Below are 15,463 nucleotides of genomic sequence, written 5' to 3'. Positions count from 1 at the left end.
TGGCGCACGGCGCGGGCGTGAAGGTTCAGGGCAGGCGGGCGAGGATCGATCGCGCGAACTCCGTCAGCGTGTCGTCGCGCGCGCCCATCACCGCGATCCGGTCTCCGGGGCGGGCGAGGGCGAGGATGCGCTCCCCGCACGCCTCGCGCGAGGGGATGTGCTCGGCCTGTCCGCCCCCGTCGTTGATGAGGCCGACGATCCGCTCGCTCCCGACGCTGCGGTCGACAGTCCCGCCGAAATAGACCGGGTCGCACATGATCGTCAGGTCGTTCGGCGCCAATTCGCGGGCGAAAGTCCGGGCGAGTTCCTCACCCATCTGGCGCAAGGGACCGTAGCCGTGGGGCTGGAAGAAGGCGATCACCCGCCCCGGCGTCGCCTTGAGAGTGCGCAGGGTGGCGGCGCATTTCTCGGGGTTGTGGCCGAAATCGTCGATCACCGTCACGCCGCCGGGCGAGGTGCCGATGACGTCGAACCGCCGGGCCAGGCCCGCGAAGCTGCGCAGGGCGTGAACGGCGGTCCCGACATCGGTGCCGATCGCACGCGCCGCCGCGATGGCGGCCACCGCGTTGGCGAGATTGTGGAGGCCCGGCATCGGCACGATGAGCGGGAAGGCCTCGCGCCGCCGGGTGTCGACCAGCACCGCCTCGATCCCCCGGTCGGTCTGGACGATGGTCCCGGGCTCGATGGAGATGTCGGCGTCCTGAGCCCTGACGCCGAAGGTCACCACCGACCTCGCCCGCGCGGCGAGCGCGCCCGCTTCCTCGTTGTCGAGATTGACGACCGCGGTGCCCGAGGCGGCGAGGTAATCGCCGAACAGCCCCCGCAATTCCTCGATGCTCTTGTGGTCGAGGCTGACGTTGAGCAGCACGCCCACCGAAGGGCGGTAGAGCGCGATCGAGCCGTCGCTCTCGTCAACCTCGCTGACGAACACCCCCTGCGCGCCGATCCGCGCGCTGGCGAAGGGGGTTTCGGGCGAGACGAAGTTCTTCATCACCGCGCCGTTCATGACCGTCGGGTCGCGCCCCGCGACCGTGAGTATCCATGCGATCATCGCGGTGACGGTCGACTTGCCCGATGTGCCCGCGACCGCCACCGACACATCGGCGGCGTTGAACAGCCGGGAGAGAAGCTCGGCGCGGCTGAGGCGCTCGCAACCCAGCGCGCGCGCGCGGGCGACCTCGGGCACGCTGTCCTCGATCGCGGCCGAGGCGACCAGCACCTGATCGGGCGAAGTGACGCCGCTGCCGTCCTGCGGGAAGAGCGCGAAGCCGCTCGCCTCCATCCAGGCGAACTTTTCGGGGGTGCGGCCCTGGTCGCGGCTACGGTCCGAGCCTGCGACCGCGTGCCCGCTCCCTTGCGCGATCTGCGCGAGCGGCAGCATCCCGGACCCGCCGATGCCGCAGAAGAACAGCGGCCGCCCCGCGAGCGGCCTGGCCTCGGACCCGTTATCCATAGGCGGGCTTGGTTATTGGCTTGCACGCGCCCTGACAAGCGCCATAGGCTGGCCCCCATGTCGAATATCGCGATCTGCGCCCCGGCCACCCCGATCGGCCCCGAGCACCGGGACGCGCTCGAGGCGCTCGTCGCGGCGGAGTATCCGGGGCACCGCGTCACCTTCCATCCCCAGTGCTTCGAGCGCGCCGGGCATTTCGCGGGCGACGACCTCATGCGTCTCACCGCGCTGCTCGAATGCGCCAACGACCCGGCTTTCGATGTCGTGTGGTTCGCCAAGGGCGGCTATGGCTCGAACCGCATCGCCGAGGCGGCGGTCCAGCAGATGAACCGCGCGGCGCGGGCCAAGACCTATGTCGGCTTTTCCGATTGCGGCTACCTGCTCGCCGCGCTGTACCGCGCCGGGATCGGCCAGTCGGTCCACGGCCATATGCCCGTGAGCGCCCGATCCGAAGGGGGCAAGGAGGGAATCCGGCGGGTCCTGAACTGGCTCCAAGGGGACACCAGCGGGGTCGAACCGAGCATCGACGGCGTCACCCCGGTCGCGGCCTTCAATCTCATCACGCTGGCAATGATGACGGGCACCCCGCTGATGCCCGACCTCACCGGCCACGTGCTGATGGTCGAGGAGGTGAGCGAGTATATGTACTCGGTCGACCGGCTGTTTTTCCACCTTGCCGGCAGCCTGCCGCGGTTGAAGGGCCTGCGGCTCGGCTTCGTCACCGACGTTCCGGAGAACGCCTTTCCCTTCGGCCAGGACGAGGAGGCGATCGCCCGCTTCTGGTGCGACCGGATGGGCGTGCCCTATCTCGGCCGCGCGCTGATCGGGCACACCTCTGCCAACAGGGTTGTGCCCTTCGGCCTTGCCAGCCCGCCCGTGCGGACGTAACCGCGCCCGCCAAAACACCACAAGCGGGGATCGCAAGAATGCGCGCGTTCATCTTTCCGGGGCAGGGTAGCCAGAAGGTCGGCATGGGCGCCGACCTCGCCGAAGCGAGCGCGGCGGCGCGCGAGGTGTTCGGCGAAGTCGACGAGGCGCTGCGGCAGAACCTCTTCGCGCTGATGCGCGGCGGGCCCGAGGAGCGGCTCACCCTCACCGAGAACGCCCAGCCCGCGATCATGGCCAACGCCTTCGCCACCCTGCGCGTGCTCGAGCGCGACTTCGGGGTGAAGCTCGCCGAGCACGGTGACTGCGTCGCCGGTCACTCGCTCGGCGAATACACCGCGCTCGCCGCGATCGGCGCCTTCAGCCTCGCCACCACCGCGCGCCTCCTGAAGCTGCGCGGCTGGGCGATGCAGGCGGCGGTGCCGGTCGGCGAGGGCAGCATGGCGGTGCTGCTCGGTGCCGATGTCGAGCAGGCCAAGGCGCTCGCCGACGCTGCGGCGCAGGGTCAAGTGTGCGAGGTCGCCAACGACAACGATCCCTCACAGGTGGTGCTCTCGGGCCACACCGCCGCGATCGAGCGCGCGGTGGCGCTGACCAAGGAGCACGGGATCAAGCGCGGCATGATCCTCAACGTTTCGGCGCCCTTCCACTCCTCGCTGATGGCACCCGCTGCCGAGCGCATGGCCCACGCGCTCGCCGCCACCCCGCCCGGCGCCTTCGCTCTCCCGCTCTATGCCAACGTCACCGCCGCCCCCGTGACCGACCCCGAGGAGGAGCGCGCGCTGCTCGTCGAGCAGGTCACCGCGCGCGTGCGCTGGCGCGAAAGCGTGCTTGCCATGCGCGCGGGCGGCGTGGAACACTTCGTCGAGTTGGGCGGCAAGGTGCTCGGCCCCATGGTCACCCGCACCGACCGCGAAGCGCAGGTCACCAGCCTCGTGACGATGCACGACCTCGAGGCTTTCGCGAAGGAGATCGCGTGATGTTTGCACTGAACGGCATGAACGCCCTTGTCACCGGTGCCGCCGGTGGGATCGGCTCGGCGATTGCCCATGCGCTCGCCAGCCAGGGTGCGCGGCTGGCGCTGTCGGGCTCGAACGCTGCGAAGCTGCGCGCCTTCCGCGACGAACTGAACCAGACCTACGCCCATCACGATCATGACGGGCACGTCGAGATCACCTGCGATCTCGGCAATCCCGCTCAGGTCGAGGAGCTGATCCCGGCGACGCTCGACACGCTGGGCGGTGTCGACATCCTCGTCAACAATGCTGGTATCACCCGCGACAATCTGGGGATGCGGATGAAGGATGAGGAGTGGGACCAGGTGATCCGCATCAACCTCGAAGCCGCCTTCCGCCTGATGCGCGGGGCCGCCAAGCCGATGATGAAGGCGCGCTTCGGGCGGATTATCAACATCACCAGCGTGGTTGGCGCGACGGGGAACCCGGGCCAGATGAACTACTGCGCGGCCAAGGCCGGCCTCACCGGCATGACCAAGGCCTTCGCGCAGGAGGTGGCATCGCGCGGGATCACCGCCAACTGCGTCGCCCCCGGCTTCATCCGCACCGCCATGACGGCTGCATTGGATGAGAAGCAGCAGGCCGCGATCAACACCCGCATCCCGATGGGCCGGATGGGCGAGGGCGCGGAGATCGGCGCCGCCGTCGCCTTCCTCGCCAGCCGCGAGGCGGCCTACGTCACCGGCGAGACGCTGCACGTCAACGGCGGCATGGCGATGCTCTGAGAGGCCGGGGGCGCGTTCTATCGTCCCTTATCCCCAACGGAGTCGCCCCTCGCAAAGCCGCCAACTTGCCCGTGGTGTGGCCCGCGCTAAGGTTTTATCGCAATTCTTGGCGCTTGGGGGCGATTCCTGCGCCCCTTCGCCACACACAGGACGATAGGGACAAGCGATGAAGGCCACGATCGAACGCGCGACGCTGCTGCGGTGCCTTTCCCATGTTCAGTCGGTGGTGGAACGCCGCAACACCATCCCGATCCTGTCGAACGTCCTGATCGACGCGGACGGCGGCAATTCGGTGCGCGTCATGGCGACCGACCTCGATCTTCAGGTGGTCGAGACGATGAGTGCCGCCTCGGTCGACCAGCCCGGCGCGATCACGGTCTCGGCGCACCTCCTGTTCGACATCGCGAGGAAGCTTCCCGAAGGCAGCCAGGTCAGCCTCACCACCAACGAAAACCGCTTGGAGGTCAAGGCGGGCCGCTCGAACTTCAAGCTGCCGACCTTGCCACGCGACGACTTCCCGGTGATCGTCGAGGGCGACCTGCCGACCAGCTTCGAGCTGCCGGCGCGCCTCCTCGCCGAGCTGATCGACCGCACCCGCTTTGCGATCTCCACGGAAGAAACGCGCTACTACCTCAACGGCATCTTCCTCCACGTCACCGACGAGGACGAGCCGCTGCTCAAGGCTGCCGCAACCGACGGCCACCGCCTCGCCCGCTTCACCCTGCCGCGCCCGGACGGCGCTGCCGGAATGCCCGACGTGATCGTGCCGAGGAAGGCCGTGGGGGAATTGCGCAAGCTCCTCGAAGAGGCGCTCGACAGCAATGTGCTGATCGATCTTTCGGCCAGCAAGATCCGCTTCACGCTCGGCGGGGAGGGCGGGGTGGTGCTGACCTCCAAGCTGATCGACGGTACCTTCCCCGACTACAGCCGCGTCATCCCGACCGCCAACGACAAGCTCCTCAAGGTCGATCCGAAGCTGTTCTACTCGGGCGTCGACCGCGTGGCGACCATCGCCACCGAGAAGACCCGCGCGGTCAAGATCGGGCTCGACAATGACCGCGTGACGCTTTCGGTGACCTCGCCCGACAACGGCACCGCCGCCGAGGAACTGGCCGCCGAATACCGCGCCGACGGGCTCGAGATCGGCTTCAACGCCAACTACCTCAAGGACATCCTCGGCCAGATCGACAGCGACACGGTGGAACTCCACCTCGCCGATGCTGGCGCGCCGACGCTGATCCGCGAGAACGATAGCGCCCGCGCGCTCTACGTGCTGATGCCGATGCGGGTGTGATTCCCGCCATATAGGGAGGGGAAAGGCGATGAACGCCCAGCAGGTTCACGTCCGCACGGGCGCGCTCACCGATGCCGTGCTCGCGGAGGTGCCGCTGCCTCCGCTTCCCGAGGGCGCGGTGCGGCTCCAGGTCGAGAGCTTTTCGGTCACCGCCAACAACGTGACCTATGCGGTGGTGGGCGACGGGTTCCGCTACTGGGACTTCTTCCCCGCTCCCGAGGGTCTCGGCATCGTGCCGATGTGGGGTCATGCGCGGGTGATCGAAAGCCGCCATGCCGACATCGCGGTGGGCGAGCGGGTCTACGGCTACCTGCCGATGGCGAGCCACCTCGACGTGGTGCCGGGACGGGTGAGTGCCGGGGGCTTCACCGACATGGCGGCGCACCGCCAGCCGATGAGCCCGGTCTACAACAGCTACACCCGCCTCGCCGCCGACCCCGAGCATGATCCGGCGCGCGAGGCGGAGCGGATGATTTTCGGCCCGCTGTTCCGCACCGGGTTCCTGATCGAGTATTTCCTGCGCGGGGAAGGCTGGTTCGGAGCCGAGCAGCTGGTCGTCACCAGCGCGTCGTCCAAGACCGCGATGGGGTTGGCGAGCGTGGCGCGTCAGTCCTCGCCGGGGATCAAGCGGATCGGTCTCACGTCCAAGGGCAACGTCGGTTTCGTGGAAGCGAGCGGGCTCTATGACGCGGTGCTCGCCTATGACGAGCTCGACAAGCTCGAAGTGCTGCGGACCGTCAGCGTCGACTTCGCCGGCAATGCCGACTTGCTCGCCCGCATCCACCGCCATTTCGAGGACGCGCTGGCGCACTCGGTGCTGGTCGGCGCGACCCATATCGAGGCACGCTCCGTATTCGGAAAGAGCGAGCCGCTGCCCGGCCCCAGGCCGCAGCTGTTCTTCGCCCCGGACCATGCGGTTGCCTTCTTCAAGGCGCATGGGCCCGAGGAAGGCGGGAGGCTGGTCGCCGCGGCGTGGCGCGCGTTCCTGTCGGCCGCGGAGGGCACCATCGCCATCGAGCGCCTGCCAGGGCTCGATGCCGCGAGGACGGTGTTCACCAGCATGGTGGCCGGGCAGATCGACCCCGCGAAGGGGATCGTGATCGAGCCCTGAGGCGGGGGAGGGTTACTCCGCCGCTTCGGCCAGCTCCACCCGCTGCGGCCCGCGGATCAGCCCGCCGGGGGTCGCGCCGGTCCACGCGCCATCGCGGAAGGTGACGATGCCGCTCTTAATCGTCGCCACGTAGCCGTCCGCTTTCTGGAGGAGGCGCTTGCCGCCCGCGGGGAGGTCGAAGGCGAGCCACGGCTTGCCGAGCTTCAGCCTGTCCATGTCGATGACATTGAGGTCGGCGAGATACCCCGGTGCGATGACCCCGCGATCCTCGAGGCCATAAAGCCGCGCGGTGTCGCGGCACTGGCGCTTGATCGCCTGTTCGAGGCTGATCCGCGCGCCTCGCCGGCGGCCTTTCACCCAGTGTTCGAGCATGAAGGTCGGCGAGGCGGCGTCGCAGATCGTCCCGCAATGCGCGCCGCCATCGCTGAGCGAGTTGACGGTATCGTCGGCGTGCTGGAGCGGGTGCAGGAAATCGAGGTTGCCGTCGGCATAATTGAGGATCGGCAGGTAGATGAACCCTGTGCCATCGCCTTGGCACAGGAGGTCGTAGGCATATTCCTGCGGCGAGACCCCCGCCGCCGCGGCGCGGGCGTTGATGCTCGCCTCCGGGCCCGGCTCGTAGTCGAAATCGGGGTCCATCTCGTATTGCAGGCTCCAGCCCATGCTGATCGCCATCACCACCCCGCCGATGTCCTTCGGCGCGTCGGTGTAGTCATTGGGCTCGGCCAGCATCTGCGCGCGGAAGGCGGGGTCGAGCAGCTTGGCCTTCTGCTGCTCCCACGGCAGGTCGGCAATCGCCATCCAGCTCGGGCGGAAGCGGAAGGGGTGGACGGTGCCCTGCCACGCCATGATGATCCCGTTCCCGCGCAGCGCAATCTGGGCGACGATGTTCGCGCCATTGTCGTTCTGGGCGCGCATTTCGGCGATCTGCTCATCGAGCGGCAGTTCCTTGGCGATGGATTGCAGCGCGGCGAAGGTGACGGGGATGCCGGCCTCGCGCGAAAGTTGCCCCATCCATTCGAACTCGTTCCATTCGCGCTTCAGGTCGCTCGCCATCTCGAACACGGCATGACCGCCCGCCGCCCGGGCGCGGCCCATCGCCTTGCCGATGGCGATCAGTTCTTCCGCCGTGGCGGTGGTGCCGGGGACGAGCTCGCCATCGACCGACTTGTGGAGCACGGTGCGCGAGGTCGAGAAGCCGAGTGCCCCGGCGCGCACGCCTTCCTCGACGATCCGGCTCATTTCGGCGATATCGTCAGCGGTCGGCACCGCGCCGGGCTGCTCGCGGTCGCCCAGCACATAGGCGCGCACCGCGCCGTGGGGGACGTGGGTGCCGATGTCGACAGTGCGGGGGAGCTTTTCCAAAGCGTCGAGATATTCGGGGAAGGTCTCCCAGTCCCAGGTGATCCCCTCGGCAAGAGCGGTGCCGGGGATGTCCTCGACCCCTTCCATCAGGCTGATGAGCCATTCGTGGCGGTCGGGCTTGGCGGGCGCGAAACCGACCCCGCAATTGCCCATGACGACGGTGGTGACCCCGTGCCAGCTCGAGGGTGCCATCTCCTGATCCCAGGTGGCCTGCCCGTCGTAATGGGTGTGGATGTCGACGAAGCCAGGGGCGACGATCATGCCGGTCGCGTCGATCTCCTCGGGCGCGCTTTCGACAATCCGGCCCACCGCCGCGATCAGCCCGTCCTTCACCGCCACATCGCCGGTGAAGGCCGGGCTGCCGGTCCCGTCGACGATCGTTCCGCCCCGGATGATCAGGTCGTATTGCGCCATTCTGTCTCTCCCTTATGGGGAGGGAGAATGTCGCAAAGCGGGTGGTCCTACAAGAGGACCTCGCGCAAGTTGATCAAGTGCAGGCGGAGCCAAGGGTGATGAGGATGGGTCTGAACAAGCGTTTTCGCATAGGATTTGTAGGACTTGTTGGATTTGCCTCGCTGGCCGCGCCGCTCGCCGCGCAGGAGACGGGCGCGTGGCGGCTGGCGCCGGAGAGCGATCTTTCGGCCATGCTCGATTGCTTCGAGGCATCAGGCCAGACGCTGATCTCGGCCCATCGCGGCGGGCCGACGCCGGGCCTGCCGGAAAACGCCATCCCCACCATGGACGCGCTGCTGATGGCCGCGCCTGCGATCATGGAGGTCGATGTCGGCCAGAGCGTCGATGGCGTTCTGTTCCTGCTTCATGACGACCGGCTCGAGCGCACCACCACCGGCACCGGGGAGGCGGCGGCCCAACCCTGGGCGGCGCTCAGCCAGTTGAAGCTCAAGGACAATTGGGGCTGGGTCACGCCCTATGCCATCCCCCGGCTGGAGGAGGCGCTGGCCTGGGCCAAGGGGCGCACCGTGCTCCAGATCGATTTCAAGCGTTCGGCCGATTACGGCAAGGTCGCCGCCGCGATCAGGGCGGCGGGGATGGAAAAGAGCGTGATCCTGATCGCCTATTCGGTCGATCAGGCGGCGGCCCTCCACCGCGCCGCGCCCGAGATGCTGATCTCGGTCTCGGTCGATGCGCTGGAAGATGTCGCCGCGCTCAAGCGGGCTGGTATCCCCGAGGAGCGCATGGTCGCCTTCACCGGCACCCGCCTGCCGCGCCCTGAGCTCTACCGCGAACTCGACAGCCAGAATATCGAGGTGATCTTCGGCACCCTTGGGCGCCCGCCGCGTTCGATCGACGCGGTCATCGATCGCTACGGGATGGATGAACGCTACGCGGAACTCGGCAAGGAGGGCGTCGACATCCTCGCCACCGACCGTCCGCGCGAAGCGGCGGCCGCGCTGGCCGAGGCGGGACGGCTGCCCAAGGCGGGCCAGTGCGGCGTCAGCCGCGGCGAATAGGACGCACGGAGAACGCGAAATGGTCAAGGCGACATGGAACGGCGCGGTGATCGCCGAGAGCGATGCGACCGTGGTGGTCGAGGGCAACCACTATTTCCCGAGGGATGCGGTCGATCCCGCCGTGCTGACCGACAGCGCCTCGACAACCCACTGCCCGTGGAAAGGGACCGCCCATTACCACAGCATCACTGTGGACGGCGCGACCAACCCGGATGCGGCCTGGTACTATCCCGAGCCCAAGCCTGCCGCCGCCGAGATCAAGGGCCGGATCGCCTTCTGGCGCGGGGTCGTGGTAAGCTAGCCTCAGGCCGCCGCGCGCTTCGCCTCGCGATCGCGCTCGCGCGGGCTGGCGGCCATGTCGAGGAAGTCGCGGATCACCGCCACGCTCTCGTCGGCGTGGGTGAGCAGGAACAGGTGCCCGCCGCCCTCGAAGACCTCGAGCCGCGAATGCGGGATCATCGCCTTCAGAATCTTGCCATTGACGAGCGGCACGATCTGGTCGTCCTCGCCCATCATGATCAGTGTCTCCTTCTTGAGGAAGGGCAGCGCCGGGAGGCTCGTCCAGCCCATCATGCACATCAGCTGGTACATGTAGCCACGCGGGGAGGGCGGCTTGAGGCGGCCGATGTGGCTGTCCTTCTGGTGCTCCGCCCCGTCCTTGTCGACCCCGCCATAGAGCGTGGCAAAGTGTTCGTTCATGAACTCGGGGTCGATGTAGCGGCGCGGGTCGGCCATCTTGGTGAAGGCGGCCGGATTGCCGGGCACCATCAGCATCCCCGGGGTGGTCGCGATCAGCGTCAGGCGGCGGGTCCGGCCCGGGTGCTGGAGCGCGAAGTGCTGCGCCATCGCGCCGCCCCACGAGACGCCCATCACGTCGACCTCGTCGAGCCCGAACCTGTCAAGCAGCTGGGCTGCGGTCCAGCTCATCGTGAAGGGGTTGTAGGGCACTAGCGGATCGGGCGATTCGCCCGTGCCCGGCATGTCGAACATGATGAAGCCGCGTTCCGGCAAGGCCGCTGCCAGCGGGGCGACCGCCTCGATGTTCGCGCCGATGCCGTTGAAGAACAGGATCGGCAGGTGGTCGGAGGGCATGTCGAGCCGCCAGGCCGCAGTCCGTAGCGTCCGGCCGCCCACCTGTTCGAGGGTGACGAGGGCATCGTCCATCGGATTAGTCACGGGAATTCTTCCTTTCTTCCGCCCTTCGCGGGGCGGGTTGGGCGCGCTCGCCGATCCCATAGCGGGCGCGCCCACAAGCTTTGCGCGAGGCCTCACGGAGATGCCGCAGGGCCTGTGCTGCGGGGGCGCCGTATCAGACTTCTTCGACGACGTAGAGTCCCGGGGCCGCTTCGAGGGGGCGGTACGTGTCGTTTCCGAGTGCGGCAGGGGCGGGCTTCTTGTCGCCCGAACGCTTTTGCACCCACTCCATCCACAGCGGCCACCAGCTGCCCTTGACCTCCTCGACGCCCTTCAGCCACTCGTCGGCGGTCGCGGGAAGCTTTCCCTTCTTCTTCTGGACGAAGTACTTGGCCTTGGGATTGCCGGGCGGGTTGAGGATCGCCTGCATATGGCCGCTCTGCGAGAGCACGTAGGTCACGTCCTTCGATCCGAACAGCTGGGTCGAACGGTACGTCGCCTTCCACGGGGTGATGTGATCGGTCACCCCGCCGAGGATGAAGAGGTCCGCGGTCACCTTGCTGAGATCGACCTTGTGCCCGGCCATCTCGACCTCGCCCTGCTTGGTGAAGGCGAGCGTTTCGAACAGGGTCAGGAAATCGGCCATCAGGCTTGCCGACAGATTGGTCGCGTCCGCATTCCAGAACAGGACGTCGAAGGCCGGAGGGTCCTGCCCCAGCAGGTAGTTGTTGATGACGTAGTTCCAGATGAGGTCGTTGGGCCTGAGCCAGGCGAAGCCGCGGGCCAGATCGTCGGCCTTGATGACGCCCTGCTTCATCGCGCGCTGGCGGGCGAGCTGCATCCCGTTCTCGCTGACCAGCGATCCGGCCTCGATATCGGTCGGCTTGGGGTGGAGCACGCAGACCATCAGCGTCAGCGTGCCGAGGATCGGGTTGTTCGTCGCGGCGAGCTTGGAGGCGAGCACCGACGCCGTCTGCCCGCCCGAGCATCCGGCCGAGACGTTGACCTTCTTCGATCCGGTGATCGAGGAAACGACTTCAAGCGCCTTCTCGCAGGCCGAGATGTAATCGGCCATGCCCCAGCGGCCCTGTTCCTTGGTGGGATTGCGCCACGAGATGACGAAGGTCTGGATGCCGTTGTCGACCTGCCACTTGATCACCGACTTGTCGGGCGAGAGGTCGTTGATGTACATCTTGTTGATCTGCGGCGGGATCGTCAGCTGAGGAATTTCATAGACTTCCTCGGTGGTCGGCGCATATTGCAGCACCTCCATGATCTCATCTCGGTAGACGACATTGCCCTTCGAGGTCGCGATGTTCTCGCCGATCTTGAAGGGCCGCTTGTCGACCTGGCTGACCATGCCCTTGTTGTGGACCATGTCGTTGTAAGCGTTCTGCAACCCCTTGATGAGGCTGAGGCCGCCCGAATTGATGATCTGCTTCTGCGCGGTCGGATTGCCGATCAGCGAGTTGGTGGGGGCAAGGCTGTCGAGGATGATGTTGGCGATGAAATTCGCGCGGTTCCTTTCGAGCTCGTCGAGTTCGAGCTCCTCGAGCCAGCCCTTCATCCCCTTCTGCACGGCGAGATAGTATTGCGCGCCCGCGCGGAAGAAGGGGTTGTACTGCCAGGCCGGGTCCATGAACCGCTTGTCCTTGGGATCGGGGGCGAGATCGCTCTTGCCGGTCATGATCTTGACCATGTCCTGCGCCATCGCGGTCGAATGGCGGATGAAGCGCGAGGGATCGGAGGCGGTCTCGCGCAGCAGCAGCGCGACCGCGCCGACGAAATCCTCGCGGGCGACGCCGATCAGGGGCCCCAGGGCGTTGGTGGACTGGGCTGCTTCGTTTTCGAGCTTCACTTCGCTGCGTGCCATGGGATCCTCTCTGCCTGGCCTTGCGCACCCGATTGCCGTGGCGGCATCAGGTTAACGCGGCCTCGGCGCGAGAATGCAGGCTTGGCCGACAAGTTGCAAGCTCCCCGCTTGGCCGCGAGGGCCTGCCCGGGCGGGCCAATCATTGCGGAATTAAGTATGCCGATTAACGCTTTTCTTAGCCCTGATGATGCAAGGCAGCACCATGGCTGGGGCTCCGATCAGAAAATTCGCGACCAACACCTCGCGCCCTGTGGGCGGGGGTCGCGATCTGCATTCGGTGGCGAGCGAGAAGGCGAGGGCCGAGGACCTGCGCGGGCGCGGCGACCGGCGAGGCGCCGCGCGCGCCGAGGCCGGGCAAGTTCCGAAGCCGGGCGCGGGCGAACCGGCGAGCGAACAGAGCTTCTTCCTTCCCCGCCAGGCCGGCGGCATGACCCTGTTCCTGGTCGCCGCCTACCTGATGGCGGGGATCGTCTTCAAGGGGATGCCCTCGACCACCACCTGCGCGCTCGCGCTCGGTTCGGCGGGGCTGTTCGCCCTGGGCACGCTGTTCGCCGAGACCGAACGCCGCGCGGACACCGCGCGCGCGGTGAAGATCGGGATCGTGATCGTCGGGATCGTGCTGCCGATGGCCTGCGCGGGGCTGGCGATGGCCTCGTGGGTGGGCGAGGGCCTGCCCTGGCAATGGGCGATCGGCACGATGGTATGCGTCAACGCCGCCGCGGCCGCGCTGTTCGACATGCGCATCGTGTCGCTGTTCTGCGCCAAGATCGCGAGCTGGGCGGGCTTTGCCGTGCTGGCGCCGCAGCCGGTCACCGCCGCCGCCGTCGGGGCTGCGGCGATCACCCTGCTGCTGATCGCCAGGCTCGAGATGAAGGCCGCCAACGACCGCCGGCTGGTGCGCGAGGCGCGCGAGCGGGTCGCGGCGCGTGCCGAGGACATTCTGAGGAGCTTCGAGGAGACCGGGCAGGGCTGGTTCTGGGAGACCGACCGGCGCGGCCTCATCACCTACATCTCGCCCAAGGCCGCGCTCGCGCTCGGCAAGACCACTGACGCGGTGGTGGGCCGCCCGCTCTCCGAGATTGTCGACGCCTCGCAAGGCCCTGCCGACGCGGAGCGCACGCTGGCCTTCCACCTCTCCGCCCGTTCGGCCTTCCACGATGTCGAGGTGCGCGCGGCAACGACCGGCGATGAACGCTGGTGGTCGCTCGCGGGCCGGCCGGTCTACGACAGCTACAAGAACTTCTGCGGCTTCCGCGGGCATGGCACCGACCTCACCGAAAAGCGCCGCAGCGAACAGCAGGTCTCGCGCCTGGCGCACTACGATTCGCTCACCGGCCTCGCCAACCGCGTGCAGATGAGCCAGGCGCTGGAGCAGATCCTTGCCGCCCCGAGCGGGCGCGAGCGGGCCTGCGCGGTGCTGATGCTCGATCTCGACCGCTTCAAGCACGTCAACGATACGCTCGGCCACCCGGCGGGCGACGCGCTGCTCAAGCAGGTTGCCCAGCGGCTCGAACGCGCGATCGGCGGGGCGGGGCGCTGCGGGCGCCTGGGCGGCGACGAGTTCAAGGTCATCATCCCCGGCCACCAGGACCGCGCGACGCTCGGCCACATCGCGCAGGAGATCATCGCCTCGCTCTCGCAGCCCTATTCGATCCAGGGCCAGTCGGTGGTGATCGGCGCCTCGGTCGGCATCGCGCTCGCACCCGAGCACGGCGGGACCAGCGACGAGCTGATCCGCAATGTCGACCTTGCGCTCTACGCCGCGAAGGACGCCGGGCGCGGGGTGTTCCGCTTCTACGCCGAGGACCTCCACGCCGCCGCCGAAGAACGCGCCGAGCTCGAACAGGACCTGCGCGAGGCGATCGCCAAGGGTGAGCTCGAACTCTATTACCAGCCGGTCGTCTATGCCGCGAACGAGAAGATCGTCGGCTTCGAGGCGCTGATGCGCTGGAACCATCCGCGAAAAGGCTGGATCAGCCCGGCCAAGTTCGTGCCCATCGCCGAAGACGCGGGCCTTATCGACCGGATCGGCCAATGGGCGCTGCGCACGGCCTGCGCCGACCTTGCCCGCTGGCCGCGCGCGATCCGCTGCGCGGTCAACGTCTCGGCGCTGCAATTCGCCAACCCGGACCTGCCGACCATCGTCGCCAACGCGCTCGCCCACAGCGGGGTCGCGCCCTCGCGGCTCGAGCTGGAAATCACCGAGAGCGTGTTCCTCAACGACAACGCCGGCACCGACGCGATGTTCAAGGCGCTCAAGCGCGTGGGCGTGCGCCTTGCGCTCGACGATTTCGGCACGGGCTATTCGTCATTGGGCTATCTGAAGAAGGCGCCGTTCGACAAGATCAAGATCGACCGCAGCTTCGTGCAGGGCGCGACCGAAGAGGGCAGCCGTAACGGCGCGATCATCGCCTCGATCACCTCGCTCGCCGAGGCGCTGCACATGGACACGACGGCGGAAGGCGTCGAGACGCTGGACGAGCTCGAACTCGTGCGCCTGCTCGGCTGCTCGCACATCCAGGGCTATATCTACTTCAAGCCGATGAACGCCTCGGATGCGACCGCGCTGGTGTCGGGCGATCTCGTCGCCGAGGCCGACGGGCCGCAATCCGCCCGCGCCCCGCGCCAGAACCTGCTGCGCCGCGTGGTCGTGGTCCACAACGGCAACCGCCTCAACGCCACCTTGCGCAACATCTCGGAAAGCGGGGCGATGATCGAGGGGCTGTGGAATATGCCCGCAGGCAGCGCCGTGCGCATCGAGTTCTCGGCCGACAAGGTCGTCACCGCACAGGTCCGCTGGTCGCGCGAGAACCGCGTCGGCATCGAATTCCACGCGCCACTCAAGCGCCGCGCCGACGGCACCTTCGCCGTGCTCAAGGGCCAGGGCGCCGGCGCCGGGGCGTGGTAAGCGGCGCCCCGCGCGCTCGCAGGTCCGCGTCTGCCGGTCGTATCAGCGCGCTTCGCCGGGCAGGACTTTAGCGGAATAATAACCATCGGCCTTTACGCCTTGCCAAGACGGCCGGGGGGTGCGCCGCATCCCTCCCGGTCCTTGGTCTGGAGGTCTGTCCACGAGATGTCCCTGAAGGGTCTCTTGTCATCCCGAGGCGGCGGGGGGGGGGGGGGGGGGGGGGGGGG

Annotated in this window: 12 protein-coding genes; 8 read left to right on the top strand and 4 right to left on the bottom strand. The window is 67.7% G+C overall.

Going from position 1 to position 15,463, the window contains the following annotated elements:
- Positions 1–25 precede the first annotated feature (25 nt).
- Positions 26–1,453, bottom strand: a complete 1,428-nt coding sequence (locus OPU67_RS05180) for a glutamate ligase domain-containing protein (RefSeq protein WP_267618100.1) — start codon at positions 1,451–1,453, stop codon at positions 26–28.
- 57 nt (positions 1,454–1,510) lie between these two features.
- Here OPU67_RS05180 and OPU67_RS05175 point away from each other — a divergent pair, with 57 nt between their 5' ends.
- From OPU67_RS05175 to OPU67_RS05155, 5 genes are all read left to right on the top strand, one after another.
- Complete coding sequence (locus OPU67_RS05175; protein ID WP_267618099.1) at positions 1,511–2,341, top strand: LD-carboxypeptidase; 831 nt, start codon at positions 1,511–1,513, stop codon at positions 2,339–2,341.
- A gap of 38 nt (positions 2,342–2,379) precedes the next feature.
- Positions 2,380–3,318 (top strand): ACP S-malonyltransferase, encoded by a 939-nt coding sequence (gene fabD / locus OPU67_RS05170; RefSeq protein WP_267618098.1) that lies wholly within the window; start codon positions 2,380–2,382, stop codon positions 3,316–3,318.
- Positions 3,318–4,079 carry a 3-oxoacyl-[acyl-carrier-protein] reductase gene (gene fabG / locus OPU67_RS05165; RefSeq protein ID WP_267618096.1) on the top strand — a complete coding sequence of 254 codons (762 nt, stop codon included), beginning with the start codon at positions 3,318–3,320 and terminating at the stop codon, positions 4,077–4,079. Before fabD ends, fabG begins: the two co-directional genes overlap by 1 nt.
- 166 nt (positions 4,080–4,245) lie before the next feature.
- Positions 4,246–5,373 (top strand): DNA polymerase III subunit beta, encoded by a 1,128-nt coding sequence (gene dnaN / locus OPU67_RS05160; RefSeq protein WP_267618094.1) that lies wholly within the window; start codon positions 4,246–4,248, stop codon positions 5,371–5,373.
- Positions 5,374–5,401: 28 nt separating this feature from the next.
- The gene (locus OPU67_RS05155) at positions 5,402–6,484 is read left to right on the top strand and encodes a DUF2855 family protein (protein WP_267618092.1); all 1,083 of its coding nucleotides are present in this window, start codon (positions 5,402–5,404) and stop codon (positions 6,482–6,484) included.
- 12 nt (positions 6,485–6,496) lie between these two features.
- On the opposite strand, the gene OPU67_RS05150 is transcribed toward OPU67_RS05155, so the two are convergent.
- Entirely contained in the window at positions 6,497–8,263 is a 1,767-nt protein-coding gene (locus OPU67_RS05150) for an N-acyl-D-amino-acid deacylase family protein (RefSeq protein ID WP_267618090.1), read from the bottom strand.
- A 104-nt stretch (positions 8,264–8,367) separates the two neighbouring features.
- Between OPU67_RS05150 and OPU67_RS05145 the strand changes: the two genes are divergently transcribed.
- Together OPU67_RS05145 and OPU67_RS05140 are read left to right on the top strand one after the other, a co-directional pair.
- Positions 8,368–9,321: a glycerophosphodiester phosphodiesterase family protein gene (locus OPU67_RS05145; protein ID WP_267618088.1), complete on the top strand. Its 954-nt coding sequence runs from the start codon at positions 8,368–8,370 to the stop codon at positions 9,319–9,321.
- A 19-nt stretch (positions 9,322–9,340) separates the two neighbouring features.
- A complete protein-coding gene (locus tag OPU67_RS05140) occupies positions 9,341–9,622 on the top strand; it encodes a DUF427 domain-containing protein (protein WP_267618087.1) in 282 nt (93 codons plus the stop codon).
- A 2-nt stretch (positions 9,623–9,624) separates the two neighbouring features.
- Here OPU67_RS05140 and OPU67_RS05135 read toward each other — a convergent pair whose 3' ends face one another.
- Together OPU67_RS05135 and OPU67_RS05130 are read right to left on the bottom strand one after the other, a co-directional pair.
- Positions 9,625–10,485: an alpha/beta fold hydrolase gene (locus tag OPU67_RS05135; protein WP_420708962.1), complete on the bottom strand. Its 861-nt coding sequence runs from the start codon at positions 10,483–10,485 to the stop codon at positions 9,625–9,627.
- Positions 10,486–10,630: 145 nt separating this feature from the next.
- The gene (locus tag OPU67_RS05130) at positions 10,631–12,328 is read right to left on the bottom strand and encodes a PHA/PHB synthase family protein (protein ID WP_267618084.1); all 1,698 of its coding nucleotides are present in this window, start codon (positions 12,326–12,328) and stop codon (positions 10,631–10,633) included.
- 202 nt (positions 12,329–12,530) lie between these two features.
- Here OPU67_RS05130 and OPU67_RS05125 point away from each other — a divergent pair, with 202 nt between their 5' ends.
- Positions 12,531–15,236 (top strand): EAL domain-containing protein, encoded by a 2,706-nt coding sequence (locus OPU67_RS05125; RefSeq protein WP_267618082.1) that lies wholly within the window; start codon positions 12,531–12,533, stop codon positions 15,234–15,236.
- Positions 15,237–15,463: the final 227 nt, after the last annotated feature.

This window comes from Erythrobacter sp. WG, from assembly GCF_026586795.1.
GTDB lineage: Bacteria > Pseudomonadota > Alphaproteobacteria > Sphingomonadales > Sphingomonadaceae > Erythrobacter.
Note: the sequence above shows the minus strand (reverse complement) of the source record. Positions and strands in the feature narration are given on the sequence as shown.

Coding starts and splice junctions, on each gene's coding strand:
- OPU67_RS05180 (WP_267618100.1), bottom strand. CDS start 1,453: ATGGATAACGGGTCCGAGGCCAGGCCGCTCGCGGGGCGGCCGCTGTTC.
- OPU67_RS05175 (WP_267618099.1), top strand. CDS start 1,511: ATGTCGAATATCGCGATCTGCGCCCCGGCCACCCCGATCGGCCCCGAG.
- fabD (WP_267618098.1), top strand. CDS start 2,380: ATGCGCGCGTTCATCTTTCCGGGGCAGGGTAGCCAGAAGGTCGGCATG.
- fabG (WP_267618096.1), top strand. CDS start 3,318: ATGTTTGCACTGAACGGCATGAACGCCCTTGTCACCGGTGCCGCCGGT.
- dnaN (WP_267618094.1), top strand. CDS start 4,246: ATGAAGGCCACGATCGAACGCGCGACGCTGCTGCGGTGCCTTTCCCAT.
- OPU67_RS05155 (WP_267618092.1), top strand. CDS start 5,402: ATGAACGCCCAGCAGGTTCACGTCCGCACGGGCGCGCTCACCGATGCC.
- OPU67_RS05150 (WP_267618090.1), bottom strand. CDS start 8,263: ATGGCGCAATACGACCTGATCATCCGGGGCGGAACGATCGTCGACGGG.
- OPU67_RS05145 (WP_267618088.1), top strand. CDS start 8,368: ATGGGTCTGAACAAGCGTTTTCGCATAGGATTTGTAGGACTTGTTGGA.
- OPU67_RS05140 (WP_267618087.1), top strand. CDS start 9,341: ATGGTCAAGGCGACATGGAACGGCGCGGTGATCGCCGAGAGCGATGCG.
- OPU67_RS05135 (WP_420708962.1), bottom strand. CDS start 10,485: ATGGACGATGCCCTCGTCACCCTCGAACAGGTGGGCGGCCGGACGCTA.
- OPU67_RS05130 (WP_267618084.1), bottom strand. CDS start 12,328: ATGGCACGCAGCGAAGTGAAGCTCGAAAACGAAGCAGCCCAGTCCACC.
- OPU67_RS05125 (WP_267618082.1), top strand. CDS start 12,531: ATGGCTGGGGCTCCGATCAGAAAATTCGCGACCAACACCTCGCGCCCT.